Source organism: Pseudomonas sp. W2Jun17 (assembly GCF_023127795.1).
Classification (GTDB): domain Bacteria; phylum Pseudomonadota; class Gammaproteobacteria; order Pseudomonadales; family Pseudomonadaceae; genus Aquipseudomonas; species Aquipseudomonas synxantha_A.
Genome location: NZ_SPKO01000031.1, coordinates 53,627 through 73,759 on the forward strand (window position 1 = coordinate 53,627; position 20,133 = coordinate 73,759).

Annotated in this window: 21 protein-coding genes and 1 pseudogene; 20 read left to right on the forward strand and 2 right to left on the reverse strand. The window is 59.9% G+C overall.

The window, feature by feature from the left end:
* From E4O98_RS19230 to E4O98_RS19245, 4 genes and pseudogenes are all read left to right on the forward strand, one after another.
* Window positions 1-136 (forward strand): annotated as a pseudogene (locus E4O98_RS19230) (arabinose ABC transporter substrate-binding protein); the annotation flags it as partial.
* Complete coding sequence (gene araG / locus E4O98_RS19235; protein ID WP_248136004.1) at window positions 133-1,632, forward strand: L-arabinose ABC transporter ATP-binding protein AraG; 1,500 nt, start codon at window positions 133-135, stop codon at window positions 1,630-1,632. The pseudogene E4O98_RS19230 and the gene araG, both read left to right, overlap by 4 nt.
* A 20-nt stretch (window positions 1,633-1,652) precedes the next feature.
* Window positions 1,653-2,618: an L-arabinose ABC transporter permease AraH gene (gene araH, locus E4O98_RS19240; RefSeq protein WP_005790489.1), complete on the forward strand. Its 966-nt coding sequence runs from the start codon at window positions 1,653-1,655 to the stop codon at window positions 2,616-2,618.
* 186 nt (window positions 2,619-2,804) lie between these two features.
* Window positions 2,805-3,608, forward strand: a complete 804-nt coding sequence (locus E4O98_RS19245; protein ID WP_122732243.1) for an IclR family transcriptional regulator — start codon at window positions 2,805-2,807, stop codon at window positions 3,606-3,608.
* On the opposite strand, the gene E4O98_RS19250 is transcribed toward E4O98_RS19245, so the two are convergent.
* Window positions 3,609-4,661 carry an NAD(P)-dependent alcohol dehydrogenase gene (locus E4O98_RS19250; RefSeq protein ID WP_148852854.1) on the reverse strand — a complete coding sequence of 351 codons (1,053 nt, stop codon included), beginning with the start codon at window positions 4,659-4,661 and terminating at the stop codon, window positions 3,609-3,611.
* Window positions 4,662-4,844: 183 nt separating this feature from the next.
* On the opposite strand from E4O98_RS19250, the gene E4O98_RS19255 reads away from it, so the two are divergent.
* Together E4O98_RS19255 and E4O98_RS19260 are read left to right on the forward strand one after the other, a co-directional pair.
* A complete protein-coding gene (locus E4O98_RS19255) occupies window positions 4,845-5,738 on the forward strand; it encodes an AraC family transcriptional regulator (protein ID WP_032879881.1) in 894 nt (297 codons plus the stop codon).
* Window positions 5,739-5,979: 241 nt separating this feature from the next.
* Window positions 5,980-6,264: a hypothetical protein gene (locus E4O98_RS19260; RefSeq protein ID WP_223018078.1), complete on the forward strand. Its 285-nt coding sequence runs from the start codon at window positions 5,980-5,982 to the stop codon at window positions 6,262-6,264.
* A 107-nt stretch (window positions 6,265-6,371) separates the two neighbouring features.
* Here the strand turns inward: E4O98_RS19260 and E4O98_RS19265 are convergent, their stop codons facing one another.
* On the reverse strand, window positions 6,372-8,036 hold the full coding sequence (locus E4O98_RS19265; RefSeq protein WP_032879883.1) for an electron transfer flavoprotein-ubiquinone oxidoreductase: 1,665 nt from the start codon (window positions 8,034-8,036) through the stop codon (window positions 6,372-6,374).
* Between the two features lie 484 nt (window positions 8,037-8,520).
* Between E4O98_RS19265 and E4O98_RS19270 the strand changes: the two genes are divergently transcribed.
* From E4O98_RS19270 to E4O98_RS19335, 14 genes are all read left to right on the forward strand, one after another.
* Complete coding sequence (locus E4O98_RS19270; RefSeq protein ID WP_005790477.1) at window positions 8,521-9,270, forward strand: electron transfer flavoprotein subunit beta/FixA family protein; 750 nt, start codon at window positions 8,521-8,523, stop codon at window positions 9,268-9,270.
* Between the two features lie 2 nt (window positions 9,271-9,272).
* Complete coding sequence (locus E4O98_RS19275; RefSeq protein ID WP_032879884.1) at window positions 9,273-10,202, forward strand: FAD-binding protein; 930 nt, start codon at window positions 9,273-9,275, stop codon at window positions 10,200-10,202.
* A 72-nt stretch (window positions 10,203-10,274) separates the two neighbouring features.
* Entirely contained in the window at window positions 10,275-11,090 is an 816-nt protein-coding gene (locus E4O98_RS19280) for a transporter substrate-binding domain-containing protein (RefSeq protein ID WP_248136011.1), read from the forward strand.
* Between the two features lie 9 nt (window positions 11,091-11,099).
* Entirely contained in the window at window positions 11,100-11,462 is a 363-nt protein-coding gene (locus E4O98_RS19285; protein WP_005790472.1) for a DUF4398 domain-containing protein, read from the forward strand.
* Window positions 11,459-12,271: an OmpA family protein gene (locus E4O98_RS19290; protein WP_148852848.1), complete on the forward strand. Its 813-nt coding sequence runs from the start codon at window positions 11,459-11,461 to the stop codon at window positions 12,269-12,271. The genes E4O98_RS19285 and E4O98_RS19290 overlap by 4 nt, the downstream gene beginning before the upstream one ends.
* A 250-nt stretch (window positions 12,272-12,521) precedes the next feature.
* Entirely contained in the window at window positions 12,522-13,961 is a 1,440-nt protein-coding gene (locus tag E4O98_RS19295) for a PLP-dependent aminotransferase family protein (protein WP_148852845.1), read from the forward strand.
* A gap of 93 nt (window positions 13,962-14,054) precedes the next feature.
* Entirely contained in the window at window positions 14,055-14,546 is a 492-nt protein-coding gene (locus E4O98_RS19300; RefSeq protein WP_148852842.1) for a translation initiation factor 2, read from the forward strand.
* A gap of 162 nt (window positions 14,547-14,708) precedes the next feature.
* Window positions 14,709-14,963, forward strand: a complete 255-nt coding sequence (locus E4O98_RS19305) for a YkgJ family cysteine cluster protein (RefSeq protein WP_005790462.1) — start codon at window positions 14,709-14,711, stop codon at window positions 14,961-14,963.
* A gap of 41 nt (window positions 14,964-15,004) precedes the next feature.
* The gene (locus E4O98_RS19310) at window positions 15,005-15,610 is read left to right on the forward strand and encodes an START domain-containing protein (protein ID WP_032879886.1); all 606 of its coding nucleotides are present in this window, start codon (window positions 15,005-15,007) and stop codon (window positions 15,608-15,610) included.
* Window positions 15,611-15,713: 103 nt separating this feature from the next.
* Window positions 15,714-15,950 (forward strand): hypothetical protein, encoded by a 237-nt coding sequence (locus E4O98_RS19315; protein ID WP_103733851.1) that lies wholly within the window; start codon window positions 15,714-15,716, stop codon window positions 15,948-15,950.
* Window positions 15,951-16,162: 212 nt separating this feature from the next.
* Window positions 16,163-16,504 carry a ribonuclease E inhibitor RraB gene (locus E4O98_RS19320; protein ID WP_005790456.1) on the forward strand — a complete coding sequence of 114 codons (342 nt, stop codon included), beginning with the start codon at window positions 16,163-16,165 and terminating at the stop codon, window positions 16,502-16,504.
* A gap of 436 nt (window positions 16,505-16,940) precedes the next feature.
* Window positions 16,941-18,350, forward strand: a complete 1,410-nt coding sequence (locus E4O98_RS19325) for a circularly permuted type 2 ATP-grasp protein (RefSeq protein ID WP_005790454.1) — start codon at window positions 16,941-16,943, stop codon at window positions 18,348-18,350.
* Window positions 18,351-18,354: 4 nt separating this feature from the next.
* Window positions 18,355-19,302, forward strand: a complete 948-nt coding sequence (locus E4O98_RS19330; RefSeq protein WP_005790452.1) for an alpha-E domain-containing protein — start codon at window positions 18,355-18,357, stop codon at window positions 19,300-19,302.
* A complete protein-coding gene (locus tag E4O98_RS19335; protein ID WP_005790450.1) occupies window positions 19,299-20,099 on the forward strand; it encodes a transglutaminase family protein in 801 nt (266 codons plus the stop codon). The genes E4O98_RS19330 and E4O98_RS19335 overlap by 4 nt, the downstream gene beginning before the upstream one ends.
* The last annotated feature ends 34 nt before the right edge of the window (window positions 20,100-20,133 follow it).

The window sequence follows — 20,133 nt, forward strand, 5'->3', positions numbered from 1 at the left end:
CAACACCGCGCTGATGATGTACGAGTGGGTCACCAAGGGCACAGAACCGCCCAAGTACACCGCAATGGACGAAGTCACCCTGATCACCCGCGAGAACTTCAAGGAAGAGCTGACCAAAATCGGGTTGTGGAAATGAGCGCTGCGGCCCTGCGTTTTGACGCTATCGGCAAAACCTTTCCCGGGGTCAAGGCGCTGGACGGTATCAGCTTCACTGCCCACCCCGGGCAGGTACACGCCTTGATGGGCGAGAACGGTGCGGGCAAGTCGACGCTGCTGAAAATCCTCGGCGGCGCCTACATTCCCAGCAGCGGCAGCGTGCAGATCGGCGCGCAGGTCATGGCGTTCAAGAATGCTGCCGACAGCATCGCCAACGGTGTCGCGGTGATCCACCAGGAGCTGCACCTGGTGCCGGAAATGAGCGTGGCCGAGAACCTGTTCCTCGGGCACTTGCCGACGCGTTTCGGTGTGGTCAACCGCGGCGTGCTGCGCCAGCAGGCGCTGGCATGTCTCAAGGGCCTGGCCGATGAGATCGACCCCGACGAGAAGCTCGGGCGCCTGTCTTTGGGCCAGCGCCAACTGGTGGAAATCGCCAAGGCGTTGTCCCGCGGTGCCAACGTGATCGCCTTCGATGAGCCCACCAGCAGTTTGTCGGCGCGGGAGATCGACCGGCTGATGGCAATCATTGCGCGCCTGCGCGACGAGGGCAAAGTGGTGCTCTATGTGTCGCACCGCATGGAAGAAGTGTTCCGTATTTGCGACGCGGTGACGGTGTTCAAGGACGGTCGCTACGTGCGCACCTTCGAAGACATGAGCACGCTGACCCACGACCAGTTGGTGACCTGCATGGTCGGTCGCGATATCCAGGACATCTACGACTACCGCCCACGCGAGCACGGCGAAGTGGCGCTCAAGGTAGACGGCCTGCTCGGCCCGGGCCTGCGCGAGCCGATCAGCTTTGAGGTGCGCAAGGGCGAGGTCCTTGGGCTGTTCGGGCTGGTGGGGGCAGGGCGCACCGAGCTGTTTCGCCTGCTCAGTGGCCTGGAGCGCGCCAGCGCCGGCAGCCTGCAGCTGTGCGGGCAAGCCCTGCAATTGCGCTCACCCCGCGACGCCATCGCCGCCGGTATCTTGCTGTGCCCGGAGGATCGCAAAAAGGAAGGCATCATCCCGCTGGGCAGCGTCGCTGAAAACATCAACATCAGTGCCCGGGATGCGCACTCCACCTTTGGCTGGCTGTTGCGCGAAGGCTGGGAGAAAGCTAACGCCGACCGGCAGATCCAGGCGATGCGGGTCAAAACCCCGAACGCGGCGCAGAAGATCATGTACCTCTCCGGCGGCAATCAGCAGAAAGCCATTCTTGGCCGCTGGCTGTCGATGCCGATGAAGGTCCTGCTGCTGGACGAGCCCACCCGCGGTATCGACATCGGCGCCAAGTCGGAGATTTACCAGATCATCCATAACCTGGCGGCCAGCGGCATTGCGGTGATCGTGGTGTCCAGCGACCTGATGGAGGTGATGGGCATTTCCGACCGCATCCTGGTGATGAGCGAAGGCGCCCTGAGCGGTGAACTGCCCCGCGCCCAAGCGGATGAAGCGCGCCTGTTGCAACTGGCGCTCCCGCGTTCGCGGGCTTGAAGAAATAAGAGGGGTTGGCTATGTCTGAAGTTAAAACTGCAAAGGGTTTCTGGCCGGGGTTCAACCAGCGCAAGTTTCTCGACGACTGGGTGATGCTGCTGGCAGCGTTGAGCATCTTTGTACTCAGCGCGGTATTTATCGACAACTTCCTTTCGCCACTGAACATGCGCGGCCTGGGGCTGGCGATATCCACGGTGGGCATCGCCGCGTGCACCATGCTGTTCTGCCTGGCGTCGGGGCACTTCGACTTGTCAGTGGGGTCGGTGATCGCTTGTGCCGGGGTGGTGGCGGGCATCGTGATCCGTGACACCGACAGCGTAGTACTCGGCGTGTCGGCGGCACTGGCCATGGGGCTGGTGGTGGGGCTGATCAACGGCATCGTGATTGCCAAGCTGCGCATCAATGCGTTGATTGCCACCTTGGCGACCATGCAGATCGTGCGCGGCCTGGCGTACATCTTCTCCAACGGCAAGGCAGTGGGGGTGATGAATGAAGATTTCTTCGTATTCGGCAATGGCCAACTGATGGGCGTACCGGTGCCAATCATCATCACTGTGCTGTGTTTCGTGTTCTTCGGTTGGCTGCTCAATTACACCACCTATGGGCGCAACACCATGGCCATTGGTGGTAATCAGGAAGCCGCGCTGCTGGCCGGGGTGAATGTCGATCGCACCAAGATCATCATCTTTGCCGTGCACGGTTTGATCGGCGCATTGGCCGGGGTGATTCTCGCGTCGCGCATGACCTCGGGCCAGCCGATGATCGGCCAGGGTTTCGAGCTGACGGTGATCTCTGCGTGCGTGCTGGGCGGGGTATCGCTGAGCGGCGGCATCGGCATGATTCGCCATGTGATTGCCGGGGTGCTGATCCTGGCGATCATCGAGAACGCGATGAACCTGAAGAACATCGACACGTTTTACCAGTATGTGATCCGGGGTTCGATCCTGCTGCTGGCGGTCATCATCGACCGCATGAAGCAACGCTAATGTTCGCCCTGTGAAGATTAAACTGTGGGAGCTGGCTTGCCTGCGATAGCGGGCTGTCAGCCAGCCTATCTTTAACTGACCCACCGCCATCGCAGGCAAGCCAGCTCCCACCTTGGATCTCCTGTGTTCAGGAGGGCGGTATTTGCCATAATGCCGCTCGTTTTCGTACTACCACATAGGCCCGATATGCAGGAAAACGCCCACACCCCCGTCAAAGACGCCGCCCCCACCGGTACCCAAACCCTGTTGCGTGGCCTGGGCGTGGTGCACGCGGTGGCGGCTGGTGCGCGGGATCTGAAAGAGATTGCCCGGCGTATCGGCACTACCCGTAGCACCACCCACCGCCTGGCCAGTTGCCTGGTGGACGAGCGTTACCTGCGCGTAGTGCCGCAAGTCGGGTACCTGCTAGGGCCCAAGCTGATCGAGCTGGGCTTCCAGGCCCGCGAAGAGCTACCGTTGGTAAGCCTGGCGGTACCCTATCTGGACGAGTTGTCGGCGCTCACCGGCGACACCATCCACCTGGCGATCCGTGAATACGACGATGTGCTTTACCTGCACAAGAACCCTGGCCGCAATGGCCCGGAAATGCGCTCGCGGGTCGGCCACCGTATGCCGCTGGCGCGCACCGGTATCGGCAAGGCGTTGTTGCTGGATGATTCGCCGCAGGAGTGGCAGCGCCTGTACCACGCCAGCTTGCCGGCGACGGGCAAAAGCCTGCAATGGCCGCAGCACCCGGAGCAATCCTGGGCGCAGTTCGAACAGCGCATGGGCGAGTATGTAGCGGGCGGGTATGCGTTCGACCTGGAAGACAACGAACCGTCGATCCGCTGTGTGGCCGCACCGGTGCGCGATGCCGGCGGGCGAATTGTCGCCGGCATCAGCATCGCCAGTACCGTGCCCTACATGCCGCTGGAGAAAATGGCCGAGCTGATCCCTGTGATCAAACAAGTCGCAGCCCGGCTGTCAGCGGAGTTGGGCGCCAAAGCCTGATCAGGCTTTGAGGCTCGCCATGTCGATAACGAAGCGGTACTTCACGTCACCGGCGATCATGCGGGTGTAAGCCTCGTTGATCTGGCGGATGTCGAGCATTTCGATGTCGCAGGTGATGTTGTGCTCGGCGCAGAAATCCAGGACTTCCTGGGTTTCGGCAATGCCGCCGATCAGCGAACCGGCCAGCACTTTACGGCCCAGCACCAGTTTCGCGGCGTTGACGGGCGGGTCTACCGGCTCGATCAGGCCGACCAGGATATGCACGCCGTCAAAGCGCAGTACATCGAGGTAGGGGTTCAGGTCGTGCTGCACCGGGATGGTATCGAGCAGGAAGTCGAAGTGCCCGGCAGCGGCCTTCATCTGCTCGGCATCGGTGGACACGATCACATGGTCGGCGCCCTGACGGCGGCCTTCCTCAGCCTTGCTCGCCGAGCGTGTGAACAGCGTCACCTCGGCGCCCATGGCCTTGGCGAACTTGATGCCCATATGGCCCAGGCCGCCCATGCCGAGAATCCCGACTTTGTCGCCGGCCTTCACGCCGTAGTGCTTGAGCGGCGAGTAGGTGGTGATGCCTGCGCACAGGATCGGCGCAGCGCTGGCCAGGTCGAGCTTGGCCGGGATCTTCACCACGAAGTGTTCGCTGACTACGATGCTGTCGGAGTAGCCGCCCATGGTGTTGCTGCCATCCACGCGGTCCGGGGTGGCGTAGGTCATGGTCGGGCCTTCGAGGCAGTATTGCTCAAGGTCTGACTGGCAGGCTTCGCAGTGGCGGCACGAATCCACCATGCAGCCCACGCCAACCAGATCACCGACTTTATGCGCGGTGACGTTGGCGCCGACGGCGGTGACCTTACCGACAATTTCATGGCCCGGCATCAGCGGGTACACGGCAATGCCCCACTCGTTGCGAGCCTGGTGGATATCGGAGTGGCACACGCCGCAGTAGAGGATCTCGATGGCCACGTCATCGACACGCGGGCTGCGGCGTTCAAACGACATAGGGGCGAGGGGAGTGGTGGCCGACTGGGCGGCATAACCGATGGCGGTGAACATGAAGAAACCTCGCAAAAAAGCAATGACAAGTGAGGCGAGCCATTCTGCGTACCGAGCGCACCGGCGGCCATGGCGATTGCTCCGAGTCTCATGCCTATTCGTCCGGCACTGCCTCAAGTTTGGATGTATTGGTCGCCAGACCTGCGATGATGCTCTCATCCCTAATTCGCGAAGTTTTTTGCCATGTTGCTGACCCGCCATCTCGATGCCAATGCCACCCTGGTCGCCTTGATTGAGGGCCTTGCATCCCGCGACGGTTTTTCCCCGACTCACCTGCCCGGTGTAAAGGTATTGCGCGCCAGTTGCGATGTGGCGCGGGGGCCACAGATCTACGAGCCGAGCCTGATGTTCGTGGCCCAAGGCAGCAAAGTCGCGTACCTGGGCCCGCGTACCCTGGAGTATGGTGCCGGGCATTATCTGATCCAGGCGATGCCGGTGCCGTTCGAGTGCGAGACCTTTGCCATGGCGCCCGATGCGCCGCTGTATGGCGTGACGGTGGGCATCGACCGGGTGGTGTTGGGCGAGTTGGTGATTGCGATGGGTATGCAGGCCGGGCCGCCGCCTACGGCGCAGACGTTGGAGTCGATGAGTTCGGTGGTGCTCGATGACGCCATGCGTGGATGCGTCGAACGGCTGTTGCAGTGCCTGCACGATCCGCTGGAAAGCCGGATCATGGGCCCGGCGCGGGTGCGCGAATTGTTGTTCACCGCCTTGCGCGGGCCGCAGGCGGATGTGCTGCGTGCATTGGTGGAACAACAGGGGCAGTTTTCGCGCATCGCCACCTCATTGAATCACCTGCATGCCCATTATGCCGAACCGCTGAATATCGAGACGCTGGCCGGGTATGCGCACATGAGTGCGTCGACCTTTCATGAACATTTCAAGCGTTGCACCTTGTTGTCGCCGGTGCAGTACCTCAAGCGCCTGCGACTATTGAAGGCCCAACAGTTGCTGCTGGTGGAGGGCATGAGCGTGGCGCAGGCGGCGCACAGCGTGGGGTACCAGAGTACGTCGCAGTTCAGTCGCGAATATAAGCGTTACTTTTTGCGTAACCCTGGTGAAGAGCGAGCCGCCTGAGTCTGCCGGGTACGCCTGCCAGATAAGCCTTGCTTGCATGAACATCGAATAGGGGGGCAATACCTGATAACTGTTTAAGCGCGGTGGCAACGGAACTGCTCTGGCTCGTTATGGTTACAGGGTTTGCAGGCAGTGCAGAAACGGATTGCTGAGTGCTGATAAGCATCGTATGAGTGAGGGGCTGAACTTTCACGCGCACTACCTCCTTGGTCCCAGACGCTAATTCGCCTGGTGCAAAGCCTTGCCCGAGGGCTTATCAGCCAGCGTGTTGAATATGCTGGTCGAATTGGAAAACGCCAGCATTGCTCACAATGATTTGGCCGCAAGGAATATTCTTTACGACGCCAATACTCGCAAGTGTTATCCGGTGGATTTTGGTTCGGCGAAGACGGCAGGGGTTAACCTGGCACAGTCCGATGACCGCAACAGTATTTGGGAGCTGAGGGAACAGATTCAATCGGATAACCAATCTTTTGAAGAAATGGTCGAATTGTTGGAGTCGTTGAAAACCAATGCCGTCAGTTGAGCCGATCAGCGATTTCAGCACCGCTGACAGCACGTCCACCGGCTGAATCGAAGAAGCCATTGATTCAGCCGGTGCAGCCTGATCGTAGAACCACTATTCGAGCGGCCTTACATATTCGGGTAAGTCGGCCCGCCCGCACCTTCCGGCGTCACCCAGGTAATGTTCTGCGAAGGGTCCTTGATGTCACAGGTCTTGCAGTGCACGCAGTTCTGGGCGTTGATCTGGAAGCGCTTCTCGCCGTCCTCCTTGGTCACCACCTCATACACGCCGGCCGGGCAGTAGCGCTGCGCCGGTTCATCGTAGAGCGGCAGGTTGGTGCCGATCGGGATGCTCGGGTCTTTGAGCTTCAGGTGGCACGGCTGTTCTTCTTCATGGTTGGTACCGGAGATGAACACCGAGCTCAGTTTGTCGAAGCTCAGCTTGCCGTCGGGTTTGGGGTAAGCGATCTTCTGGCTGTCTTTGGCCAGCTTCAGGCAGGCGTAGTCCGGCTTGGTGTCGTGCAGGGTGAAAGGAATCTTGCCGCCGAAAATGTTCTGGTCGAGCCAGTTGAAACCGCCGCCGATGATCGCGCCGAACTTGTGCACGGCCGGGCCGAAATTGCGGCTGGCGAACAGTTCTTCGTACAGCCAGCTGGCTTTGAAGCTGTCGACATACGCGGTCAGTTCATCACCCCCTTCGGATTCGGCAAACAGGCGGTCGGCCACGGCGTCGGCGGCGAGCATGCCGGACTTCATGGCGGTGTGGCTGCCCTTGATCTTGGCGAAGTTCAGGGTGCCGAGGTCGCAACCGATCAGTGCACCGCCCTTGAAGACCATCTTTGGCAACGAGTTCAACCCGCCTTTGCAGATCGCGCGGGCGCCGTAGCTGACCCGCTTGCCGCCTTCCAGGTATTGGGCCAGCACCGGGTGGTGCTTGAGGCGCTGGAATTCATCGAAGGGCGAAAGGAAGGTATTGCTGTAGGACAGGTCGACGATCAGACCGACCACGACTTGATTGTTTTCCAGGTGATAGAGGAACGAGCCACCGGTGTTCTCGTTACCCATGATGTCCAGCGGCCAACCGGCGGTGTGCACCACCAGGCCTGGCTGGTGCTTGGCTGGATCGATTTCCCAGATTTCCTTGAGGCCGATGCCGTAGTGCTGGGCGTCGGCGTCGCTGTCCAGGTTGAAGCGCTGGATCAGTTGCTTGCCGATGTGTCCACGGCAACCCTCGGCGAACAGAGTGTATTTGCCACGCAGCTCCATACCTGGGGTGTACAGGCCGTCTTTGGGCTTGCCTTCGCGGTCGACGCCGAGGTCGCCAGTGATGATCCCGCGCACCACGCCGTTTTCATCGAACAGGGCTTCCTGGGCGGCGAAGCCTGGGTAGATTTCCACGCCCAGGTTTTCGGCCTGCTGGGCCAGCCAGCGGCACAGGTTGCCCAGGGAAATGATGTAGTTGCCTTCGTTGTGCATGGTCTTGGGCACAAAGAAGTCGGGAACCTTGGTGGAAGTATCGCCGCTGCGCAGTACATAGATGTCATCGCGCACCACCGGGGTGTTGAGCGGGGCGCCGAGCGCTTTCCAGTCCGGGAACAGTTCGTTCAGGGCGCGGGGTTCAAACACGGCACCGGAGAGGATGTGGGCGCCGACTTCGGAGCCTTTCTCGACCACGCAGACGCTGATTTCCTTACCGGCTTCGGCGGCCTTCTGCTTCAGTCGGCAGGCGGCAGACAGGCCAGCCGGGCCGGCGCCGACGATGACCACGTCGAATTCCATGTATTCGCGTTCCACAGGCTATCTCCTACTCAAGGCTCAACAGGCTTTTTTTTCTAATGGGTGGAGGTTCGGTAGCGTCATGCACAACGGCACGACCCACCTGTCTCTCTAGGTGGCGCATTATATATAGACCACTGGCAGCGTCCAATACAAACGTTTGTTTGAATTGCCCGCAGCCTAGGTAAATCAAAGCAACGGGGCTTATGACTGACCATTTTGCCGTATTGACCAGAATAGGCGTTCCGGTCAAGATACGGTCGGTTTCGCGCTTCCCGTAGGCAGACTGCAGGTTTCAAGAGCACGTCCAAAGGTAAGCTGGTGTGCAGTTTACACGCCGCGATAAAGAATGACCTCTCAGTCACCGCTGACGAACGGTCATCATTTTCCCGTGTGCAAGGCCACTGCCGAGGTCTTTGGAGGTGCCCTTGTGTGCCGATGAGCATCAACCGCCAGGTTCGCCTAGGCGACTTTCTTTTCACCGGAGAGTAACGAGGAATCCATGAAGGTTCTTGTAGCTGTCAAACGCGTTGTCGATTACAACGTGAAAGTTCGCGTCAAGGCGGACAATTCCGGCGTCGACCTTGCTAACGTCAAGATGTCGATGAACCCTTTCTGCGAAATCGCTGTGGAAGAAGCCGTACGCCTGAAAGAGAAAGGCGTTGCGACTGAAATCGTCGTGGTGTCCATCGGTCCGACCACTGCCCAAGAGCAGCTGCGTACCGCTCTGGCCCTGGGCGCCGACCGCGCCATTCTGGTGGAGTCCGCTGAAGAACTGACTTCCCTGGCCGTTGCCAAACTGCTCAAGGCCGTTGTCGACAAGGAACAGCCTCAGCTGGTGATCCTGGGCAAACAAGCCATCGACAGCGACAACAACCAGACTGGCCAGATGCTGGCTGCACTGACCGGTTACGGCCAGGGTACCTTTGCTTCGAAAGTCGAAGTGAGTGGCGACAGCGTTGCGGTCACCCGTGAAATCGACGGCGGCGCCCAGACGGTTTCCCTGAAACTGCCGGCCATCGTCACCACCGACCTGCGTTTGAACGAGCCGCGCTATGCGTCCCTGCCAAACATCATGAAAGCCAAGAAGAAGCCGCTTGAATCGGTGACTCCGGATGCTTTGGGCGTTTCCACCGCCTCCACCAACAAGACCATCAAAGTTGAAGCGCCGGCTGCACGCAGCGCAGGCATCAAGGTCAAGTCGGTGGCTGAACTGGTCGAGAAACTGAAAAACGAAGCGAAGGTGATCTGATCATGGCTATCCTCGTAATCGCTGAACACGACAACAAGGTGCTGGCCCCGGCCACCCTGAACACCGTGGCTGCCGCCGCTAAAATCGGTGGTGATATCCACGTACTGGTTGCAGGCCAAGGCGCTGGCGCCGTGGCTGAAGCGGCTGCAAAAATTGCAGGCGTGAGCAAAGTCCTGAACGCTGACAATGCCGCTTACGCGCATCAGTTGCCGGAAAACGTGGCTCCTCTGGTTGCAGAGCTGGGCAAAAGCTACAGCCACATCCTGGCTGCCGCTACTTCCAACGGCAAAAACATCCTGCCACGCGTTGCCGCGCAGCTGGACGTTGACCAGATCTCCGAGATCATCTCGGTAGAAAGCGCTGACACCTTCAAGCGCCCGATCTACGCCGGTAACGCCATCGCTACCGTGCAGTCCAACGCCTCGGTCAAGGTCATCACCGTACGCGCCACCGGTTTCGACCCGGTTGCCGCCGAAGGTGGTTCGGCCGCCGTTGAAGCCGTCTCCGCTGCCCACGACGCGGGTACTTCCAGCTTTGTTGGCGAAGAGCTGGCCAAGTCGGACCGTCCTGAACTGACCGCCGCCAAGATCGTCGTTTCCGGCGGGCGTGGCATGCAGAACGGTGACAACTTCAAACACCTGTACGCCCTGGCCGACAAGCTGGGCGCTGCGGTCGGCGCTTCCCGCGCAGCCGTTGACGCAGGCTTTGTACCCAACGACATGCAGGTCGGCCAGACCGGCAAGATCGTTGCGCCACAGCTGTACATTGCCGTCGGTATTTCCGGCGCGATCCAGCACTTGGCCGGTATGAAAGACTCCAAGGTGATCGTTGCGATCAACAAGGACGAAGAAGCACCGATCTTCCAGGTGGCCGATTACGGCCTGGTGGCGGACTTGTTCGAAGCCGTACCTGAGCTTTCGAAGCTGGTCTAATCCAGCTGCTTCACTTATAAAGAGCCCGGTCTTATGACCGGGTTTTTTTTTACTTATCAGGAGAACCTTGCCATGGAGTTGCGCCCCTGGACTTTACTGCTGGGCCTCACGCTGCTGCCGAGCCTGTCATTCGCCGCCGGCAAATGCGAACGCCTGGTGATCACCGGCAGCCCGGACGCACCGCCCTTGCTGTGGCGCGACCCCCAGGACCCCACGCACCTGATCGGCGCTACCGCCGACGTGTTGCAACAAGTGGGCAAGGACCTTGGGTTGAAAATCGACCTGCTCTACGGCGGCAAACGCTCCCTGGCCTTGGATGAGGCGCGCAGCGGGCGCATGGATATTCTCGCTGATGCTCCACTGAATCTCGGTGAGCTGGACAACTTCGACTACATCCATCCGGCGTTGATGCAGACCGACTACCTGGTCTGGACGCGCAGCGAGTCGCCGCTGGCCTATACCACGGCGGCTGACCTGCACGGCCACAAGGGCGCGGTATCGGAGCGCGCCCGTTTGAGCACTGAATTCGAAACCTTCGCCGGCCAACAGCTCAGCCTGCAACGCCTGCCGAATCTCACGCCGGCGTTCCAGAAACTGTTACTGGGGGAGGTGGACTACGTGCTGGCGGGACGCTATTCCGGCATGGCCATGGCCCAGACCTTGAGCATGAGTAACGACTTGGTTGCCCATGAGGTGCCTGTCGATCAGCCCGGGTTGTACCTGGCGATTTCCCATAACTCGGCGTGCAATGATCCTTGGCTGCGCGGACAGCTGACCAAAAAGATGACAGAATTGCCCGCGTCCGGTGTCGCGCAAGCCGCGCTGCAGCGCAATCTGGAGCGCTGGAAAGCGCAATTGCAACAACCCGTCGGCACCCCAACAAAGTAGGGATTTACAGTGATTTTTCGACCTCTTTTCGCGGCCCTCGCCGTTGTCGCTCTGGCGGGATGTGCAACCGATCCTGCGCCGAATGAACAAATGCGCCTGACCCAGCAAGCCCTGGAGCAAGCCAACGCGGTCGGGGTCAACGCCGATGAATCGCCCGAACTGAAACTGGCCGAAGAAAAATTCGCCAGGGCCAAGTCCAACATGGCCGACCAATCCTACAAGCGCGCGCGTATGCGGGCCGAGCAGGCCGAGCTGGATGCGCGCCTGGCCGAGGCAAAAGTGCTGACCGCCAAGAGCCAGGAACAATTGAACGTGCTTAATACCCGTATCACTCGCCTGCGCAAGCAACTGCAATTGGGAGACGCGCAATGAGCCCGATGATCCGTGGTTTGAGCTGTGCGTTGCTCTTGGGCAGCGCGGCACTGGGCGGATGCGCCAGCCAGCCCAGCAGCGAGCAGGCATTGCAGCAGGCGAGCGATGACTTCCAGAAGGTCAAGGAAGACTCCAATGTGCTGCGCTTTGCGCCCAAGGATGTGATCCGCGCCGGCGAGTCCCTGGCCCGTGCCGATCGCCTGTCCAGCTACTGGGGCAGCGGCTCCGACGTGGTGCATTACGCCTACCTGAGCCAGCGCTACAGTGCCATCGCCCGCGAACACACCGAGCAGGGCCTCAATGCCGAGCGCGGCACCCAGCTCGAGTTGGAGCGTCAGCGCCTGCAACTGGCCCTGCGCGAAAACAAGCTGGCCAGTGTGCAGCAGCAGGGCAAGTGGGTTGAAGCGCAGATCGCCAGCCTCACCACCCAGACCGACCGAGGCCTGGTGATGACCCTGGGGGATGTGTTGTTCGATACCGGCGAAGCCGAACTGCAAAACTCGGCCAGCCGCACCGTGCTCAAGATCGTGCAGTTTCTGCAACTGAACCCCAAGCGTCGGGTGCGTATCGAGGGCTACACCGACAACACCGGGGGCGAGCAGGAGAACCTCAAACTGTCTCGTGACCGCGCCCAATCGGTGGCAGACCTGTTGATGGACCTGGGTGTCGACGACAAGCGTATCGAAGTCCAGGGTTACGGTGACCAGTACCCGGTAGAAGCCAATGCCTCCGAGCGTGGCCGCGCGCAGAACCGCCGGGTGGAAATCGTGTTCTCTGACGAGAAGGGCCAACTGGGTGCCGCTCGCTAAAGTCTGACGCAATTGCATGTGGGAGGGGGCTTGCTCCCGATAGCGGTAGTTCACTTGCAACATCTTCGACTGATACACCGTCATCGGGAGCAAGCCCCCTCCCACATTTTGTCACGCGTACTCCCTTCACAGTTTTTGCTGTCACTACGGTTCGCGCTCGATTATTGTGTTAACTGTCCCCGTACACTTCTAAACTGTGCTGGTATGTTTCACACAAAAATAAAATAGCCGTGAAATCGAGTGCTGCGTCATGACCAATCTGTTGCTTTACCAACGTATTGCCCAGCAACTGGCTGAGGATATCCGGCGCGGTGTCTACCAACCGGGAGAGCGCGTGCCCTCTGTGCGCAAGATGAGCTCCCAGCTCAATGTGAGCCATGCCACGGTGTTGCAGGCCTACGCCAACCTGGAAGACCAGGGGTTGATTCGGGCGCGGCCGCAATCGGGTTATTACGTGCACCAGACCCCGGCACTCACGGCGCCGACGCCAGACATCGCCCGGGTCGAGCGCCCGGGGCTGGTCACCCGCAGCAGCATCATCCAGCAGGTGTTGGTCGAGTCACGCCGTGAAGGCGTATTCCCCCTGGGCGCTGCGGTGCCGAGTGTGGACTACCTGCCGGTACGGGCGCTGCACCAGCAGTTGGCCAAGGTCACGCGGTTCCAGAGCCCACGGGCCTTCAGCTACATGTTCAGCCCCGGCTTCGAACCGTTGCGTCGCCAGGTGGCGATCCGAATGCGCGATGCCGGCGTAGTCGTGGATCCGTCCGAAGTGGTGATCACCCACGGTTGCGTCGATGCGTTGCAGATGTCCTTGCGCGTGCTGACCCGGCCCGGCGACTTGATCGCCGCCGAATCACCGACTTACTACGGCTTGCTGCAACTGGCCGATTTGCTCGGCCTCAAAGTCATCGAGATCCCCAGCGACCCGGCCACAGGCATGAGCCTGGAAGCCCTGCAATTGGCGGCCAACCAATGGTCGATCAAAGCGTTGGTGCTGACCACGCGCCTGAGCAACCCCTTGGGCGGCACCATGCCGGAGGAGCGGCAGAAGCAATTGCTGCGCCTGGCGTCGGATTTCGATATCCAGATCGTCGAGGACGATATCTATGGCGAGCTGATGTTCGAACTGGGCCGCACCAAGGCCCTGAAAGCCTATGACCGTCTTGACCGGGTCATCTATTGTTCGAGTTTTTCCAAGACCTTGTCCCCGGGCGTGCGCATCGGCTGGATGATCGCCGGCAAGCACCAGCAGGAGATTCAGCGCCTGCAAATGTTCAGCACTCACTCCGCCTGCAGCGTCACGCAGATGGGCGTGGCGGCGTACCTGGAAAACGGCGGCTACGACCGTCACCTGCGTTACATTCGCCAGGAATACCGCAAGAACCTCAGCGCCTTCCAGCTGGCGGTACAGCAATATTTCCCCGAAGGCACCCAGATGACCCGTCCGACCGGCGGCTTTATCCTGTGGGTCAGCTTGCCGGGGCGGGTCAATACCCAGGAGCTGCACGTGCGTGCCTTGCAACAGGGCATCAGCATTGCACCAGGGCTGATCTTCAGTAATACCGAACAGTTCAACCACTGCATCCGTCTCAATTGCGGCACCCCGTGGAACCGCGAGGCAGAGCGGGCGTTGATGACCCTGGGCATGCTTGCCAGCCAGCTGTGCCAGGAAACTGCAGCAGGCTTTTGAGGGGGGCAGAGGGGACAACATTGATCTGCGCCCTTGTCATGCCACGCACAACAAGCGAGCATATGGCCTTCTGCCGTTAATGCTGTTGGCGATATGACGTCTATTTTCCGTGTAACTTTGGTGATTGGCCTGTTAAGCCTGTGCAACGTCTGCACTGTGCTGGCTGCAACGCCGGTGGCTGACGTTAAGCCCGCCGCAAGTGCCGAGCAGAAAACGTCGGCCAAGCAGCCAACGCCCGCAAAAAAAGCCCCAGCCACCGTGAAAAAAGCGGTGAAGACCAAAAAGCGCGCACCTGTGGCGAGCAAGTCCAAGTCGGCCCATGAAGTGGCCCAGACCAAACTGCCACCGGCACAGTTGGACCTGTCCCTGCCTTCGGACTTGGTCAGGCACTTGCAGCCGATCGGTACCATGCCCAAACCCAAGAGCGTGCCCTTGCTGCCGCCGATGTTTGGCGAAAAGCCCACCGATAACAGCGCGTTCCAGATCAACGGCCGCTTGCTCAGCAATGAGATGAAGCTGCAACTGCGTAACGATGAGCGTCGCGATGTAGAAGGCGCCGCGCTGGATTTCGAATTCAAGCAATAAACTGTTCAGTCACAGGTGACCCGGGTTGCCGACCATCTGTCGTAGACTGGTCGGTCATCTTTGTTTTGTGCGAAAAACCCCTGTTGGACCATTTTAAAACGGCTGTTTAAGGGCGTACTCTAGCCCGGCCATCCCTATTGAGTCGTCGAGGACCTGCTGGTCATGAAATGCCGTGAAGGCTGTGGCGCATGCTGCATCGCCCCCTCCATCAGTTCACCGCTGCCGGGAATGCCCCAGGGCAAACCTGCAGGCGTGCGTTGCCTGCACCTGTCGGTGGAACAACTGTGCCAGCTGTTCGGTCAACCGGAACGTCCGGCGGTGTGCAGTGATTTCAAGGCGGATATCGAGGTCTGCGGTAACGACCAGGCCGATGCGATTCGCTTGATCGGCTGGTGGGAGCAAATGACGGCGGCTTGATGGGCTTTACTATCGGAACTTCAACAACAAGGAATACAACGATGGGTTCGCTGAAACGAATGGCTGTGGTGTGCGGTTTTACGATGATGTTCGCGGCCACTGCCCAGGCTGAGGATTGGCAAGTTGCCAAGGACGAAGACGGCATCAAGATTTCGCTGAGCGAAATGGCCGGCTCCAAGTACAAAGCCTATCGCGGTGTGACGGTAATCAAGGCCCCCGTCGCCAAAATCCAGGCTTTGCAGGAAGACGTCGCAGGGGCCTGCGCGTGGATCCATGAATGCAAATCCCAGAAACTCGTCGACAAGAAAGGCGACGAGGCATGGACCTACACCCAGTTCAAGGCGCCGTTCCCTGTGACGGATCGTGATTCGTATATCCACGTCACCACCACCAAAGCCGCTGACGGCAGCGTTACGCGCAAGCTGGTAGGCGTGCCGACTTACAAGCCTGAAGAAAAAGGCTACGTGCGAGTGGCCCAGGTTGATGGCTTCTGGAAACTGGTGCCCAAAGGTGCCAACGAAACCGAAGTGACCTACCAGGTACACACCGAGCCAGGCGGCAGCGTGCCGTCGTGGTTGGCCAACAAGTTCGTGGTGGACGCGCCGTTCAACACCTTGAAAGCCTTGAAGGAACACGCTGAAAAATAAGCGCTGTTGATCAGGTGCCTCCGGGCTTGAGTGGAACGTTTGGCGAGCCCTCAAGGTCCAGATAAATGTAAGCCCACCAATGGGTTTTATCGAGGAGGCACCGATGCAAAAGTGGCAGATTACCTTCGTTGATGATCACGGTGTGAAGTCCGTGGAGCAGTTCACCTGCGAACAAAAGCCCAGCCTCGAAGATGCGGCGCATATGATTCGCAACAAGCTGGTGCCAGTGGCTGCCGAGCTCGACCTCAATGATCTCGAGGGCCGTAAGCCCGAGCCAACGGTAAAGATTCTTAAAGACCAGAACAGTATCCAGATTCTCGATATTTCTCCCTCCGTCTGAATATTCCCTGTCTGCCTTTCAAGCACCTCTGGTGGAGGTGATAGCTTCGCGCTACTCTGCAATCGAGATCAGCGAATGAATCGCTAAGGTCTGGTCTTGTCAGCTACATGCTTGTTTTCCAGCGGTGTTGTTCCTGCCGTAGTACTCGCGCCAGCAGGGCGCGAGCTTCGGGAAGCACGGAAAGTCTATCCATCATTTGAGGAGCACTTTTCATGAGCACAGCCTATCAAGAAGACATCAGCACCAACGTTCTGCGCCGCATGAAAGAAGGCGGTTTTGATTTTTCGCGTTTTCACCCCATCGAGTTCTACGCCATTTTCCCGGATGAGGAACGGGCGCGCAGGGCTGCGGGTCGATTTCGTGGAGAGTCCCTGAATGCCCAGGTCAGTGCGCGCGATGACGGCGCCTGGTACCTGGAGCTGAGCAAGGTCATGTTCGCCACCTACGACGGTATAGGAGACTTTGAGCAAGACTTTGAAGCGGTGGTCGAACCGCTCGGCGGCATCATCGAAGGATGGGGCGTCAAGCAGGAGGTGCGTGGGTTACCCATGTAGCAAGTGTTATGAGCAGCGCAGCGTATCGGCTGACCTTTGGGTCGGCCGTTTTTGTTTGCAGGGCTGCACATCGCAGTCTTGCGCGCAAAAAAAACCACCCGGATAGGGTGGCGGAAAGGGAACCTTGAGGAGTAAATCAGTACAACAGGTAACACATTACCGATTGCGCAAAAGCGTTGGCTGTAGGACATCTCCTGATCAGCTGATGGAAGCGATTATGTGCGGTGTCCGCCGAGCCGTGAAATCAACTCTGACTATGCTGTTGATAGTCAAAGCGCGCGTTGCAATGAAGCACCCCACATCACAGCGGGCGTTCTGCGCACCAGGACGGTGCGGCGAAGCCGCTTGGTTTATTCAACTCATTGATAACCAAGTGTTTATGTCGATGGCACGGGCCTTGCGAAGGTTCTTGCGTCCCAGTGACAAGGAGTACGGCATGATCCGCACTTATTACGATGAAATGTACGATGGGGCAGGGCAGGTGCGCGCCCATTACCGCGAGTTCGCCCGCTGGCTCGCCGATACCCCTGCCGAACTGCTGGCCCAGCGTCGGCGCGAAGCCGATTTGCTGTTCCACCGCGCCGGCATCACCTTCACCCTCTACGGAGACGAGCAGGGCACCGAACGCCTGATCCCCTTCGACACCATCCCACGCAGTATTCCCGCCAGTGAATGGCGGATCGTCGAACGTGGATGTATCCAGCGGGTCAAGGCGTTGAACATGTTCCTCGCCGACCTGTATCACGAACAGCGCATCATCAAGGCCGGTATCGTGCCCGCCGAACAGGTGCTGGCCAACGAGCAATACCAGTTGGCAATGCAGGGGCTGGATCTGCACCGCGATCTGTATTCCCACATTTCTGGGGTAGATCTCGTACGTGATGGCGATGGCACCTACTACGTGCTGGAAGACAACCTGCGCACGCCCAGCGGTGTCAGCTACATGCTCGAAGACCGCAAGATGATGATGCGTCTGTTCCCCGAGTTGTTCGCCGCCCAGCGCATCGCGCCCATCGACCATTACCCCAACCTGCTGCTCGATACCCTCAAAAGCGCCAGCCCTCTGGACAACCCCAGCGTGGTGGTACTGACCCCGGGGCGCTTCAACAGTGCGTTCTTTGAGCATGCCTTCCTGGCCCGGGAAATGGGTGTGGAACTGGTGGAGGGCGCGGATTTGTTTGTGCGTGATGATCGCGTGTTCATGCGCACCACCGACGGCCCCAAGGCTGTCGATGTGATCTACCGCCGCCTCGATGATGCCTTCCTCGACCCGTTGGCATTCAACCCCGACTCGATGCTCGGTGTCCCTGGCCTGCTTGCTGCCTATCGCTGTGGCAATGTGGTGCTGGCCAATGCCATCGGCACCGGGGTTGCGGACGATAAATCGGTGTATCCGTTCGTGACAGAAATGATCCGTTTCTATCTGGATGAAGAACCGATCCTGCAGAACGTTCCGACCTTTCAATGCCGCAAGCCTGACGAACTGTCCCACGTACTGGCTAATCTGCCCGACCTGGTGGTCAAGGAAACCCAGGGCTCCGGTGGCTACGGCATGTTGGTTGGCCCGGCGTCCACGACGGCCGAAATCGAAGCATTCCGTGCGCGTATCAAGGCCAAGCCCCACGCCTATATCGCACAGCCGACCCTGTGCTTATCCACCTGCCCGACCTTCGTCGAAAACGGTATCGCGCCCCGGCATATCGACCTGCGCCCGTTCGTGTTGTCCGGCAAGGAAACCCGGGTGGTGCCTGGCGGCCTGACCCGCGTGGCGCTGCGCGAAGGTTCGCTGGTGGTCAACTCGTCCCAGGGCGGCGGCACCAAAGATACCTGGGTGGTCGAGGACTGATGCCATGCTGAGTAGAACTGCCTCGGATTTGTACTGGATGTCTCGCTATCTGGAACGCGCAGAAAACCTCGCGCGTATGCTGGATGTCAGCTATTCGCTGTCGCTGATGCCCCAGGATGGGCGCGGCGATGGCCTGCACGAACTGGCCATGCCGTTGTTGATCACTGGCACGCTGGAGGATTATCACGAGCGTCATGGCGAACTTCATGCCGAACGGCTGCTGCATTTTTTCGCGCTGGATGCGGCCAACCCGGCCAGCATCTACAGCTGCCTTGGCGCCGCGCGGGCCAGCGCCCATGCGGTGCGTGGGCGTATTACCGCCGACATGTGGGAAAACATCAACGCCACCTGGCTGGACATTCGTGACATCGCCCAGCAAGGGCTGAGCCACTACGGTATGAGCCGGTTTTGTGAGTGGGTCAAGGAGCGTTCCCACCTGTTCCGCGGCGCCACCTACGGCACCATCATGCGTAACGATGCCTTCCGCTTTATCCGCCTGGGTACCTTTATCGAGCGCGCCGATAACACCCTGCGCCTGCTGGATGCCCGCTATGAAATGGCCGGCGACCAGGCGGCGGTCAGCGATGGCACCGCTCACGCGTATTACCAGTGGAGCGCATTGCTGCGTGCGCTGTCGTCATTCGAGGCGTACACCGAAATTTATCGTGATGCCCCAGGTGCCCGGCAGGTTGCCGAGCTGCTGCTGTTACGTGCTGATGTCCCGCGTTCACTGCGGGCGTGCAGTGAAGAGATCGACCAGATCCTCGCCAGCCTGCCCGGTCTCAACGGCCGCCCGGCCCAGCGCCTGGCCGCCGAGATGGATGCGCGCCTGCGCTTCACCGCCATCGACGAAATCCTTGAGGAAGGCCTGCACGCCTGGCTGACCGACTTTATCCCCTTGGTCCGCCAGTTGGGCGACGCCATCTACAGTTCCTACCTGGAGGCGGCATGAGACTCTCCATCAGCCACGAAACCACCTACCACTACGAAGACCAGGTACGTGCCAGCATTCAATACCTGCGCCTTACACCCCACGACAGTGAGCGCCAGCACGTGCTCAGCTGGCAACTCGACCTGCCGCGCCCGGTGCGCGCCCAAGTAGACCCCTTCGGCAACATCCTGCATGTGCTGACCCTGGATGAACCCCACGACGCCATCATCATCGGAGCCCGCGGCCAGGTAGAAATTGATGAGTTGCGCGAGGCCGAGCACGAAAGCCAGTCGCCCTTTCCGTTCCTGCGCAGCACGCGCCTCACCGAGCCCGACGAAGCCTTGCGCCGGTTTGCCGAACAACACTGCCATCAGCGTCGCGACCGCACCGCGTTGATCGACCTGATGCAGGCCCTCAACCAGGCGATGATCTACACGCCAGGTGCGACTGCCGTCGATACCTGCGCCGCCCAAGCCTTCGCGGGCGCGGCGGGCGTGTGCCAGGACCACACCCATGCGTTCCTGGCCTGCGCGCGCAGCCTGGGGATTGCTGCGCGGTATGTGTCGGGGTATTTGTACACCGAAGACAGCGCGCACCTGGCCAGCCATGCCTGGGCCGAAGCCTGGCTGGATGGCGCCTGGTACAGCTTTGACGTGACCAACCAACTGGCCCGTCCGGAGCGGCATTTGAAGCTCGCCGTGGGCCTGGACTACCTCGACGCCTGCCCGGTACGCGGTATGCGCCGTGGCGGCGGGCATGAGCAGATGCATGCCAAGGTATTTGTAGCCCCGACCTTGGTTTCCGTGCAGCAGCAATAAACTTCCTGAGCACAGCAGGCCAGATGTGGGAGGC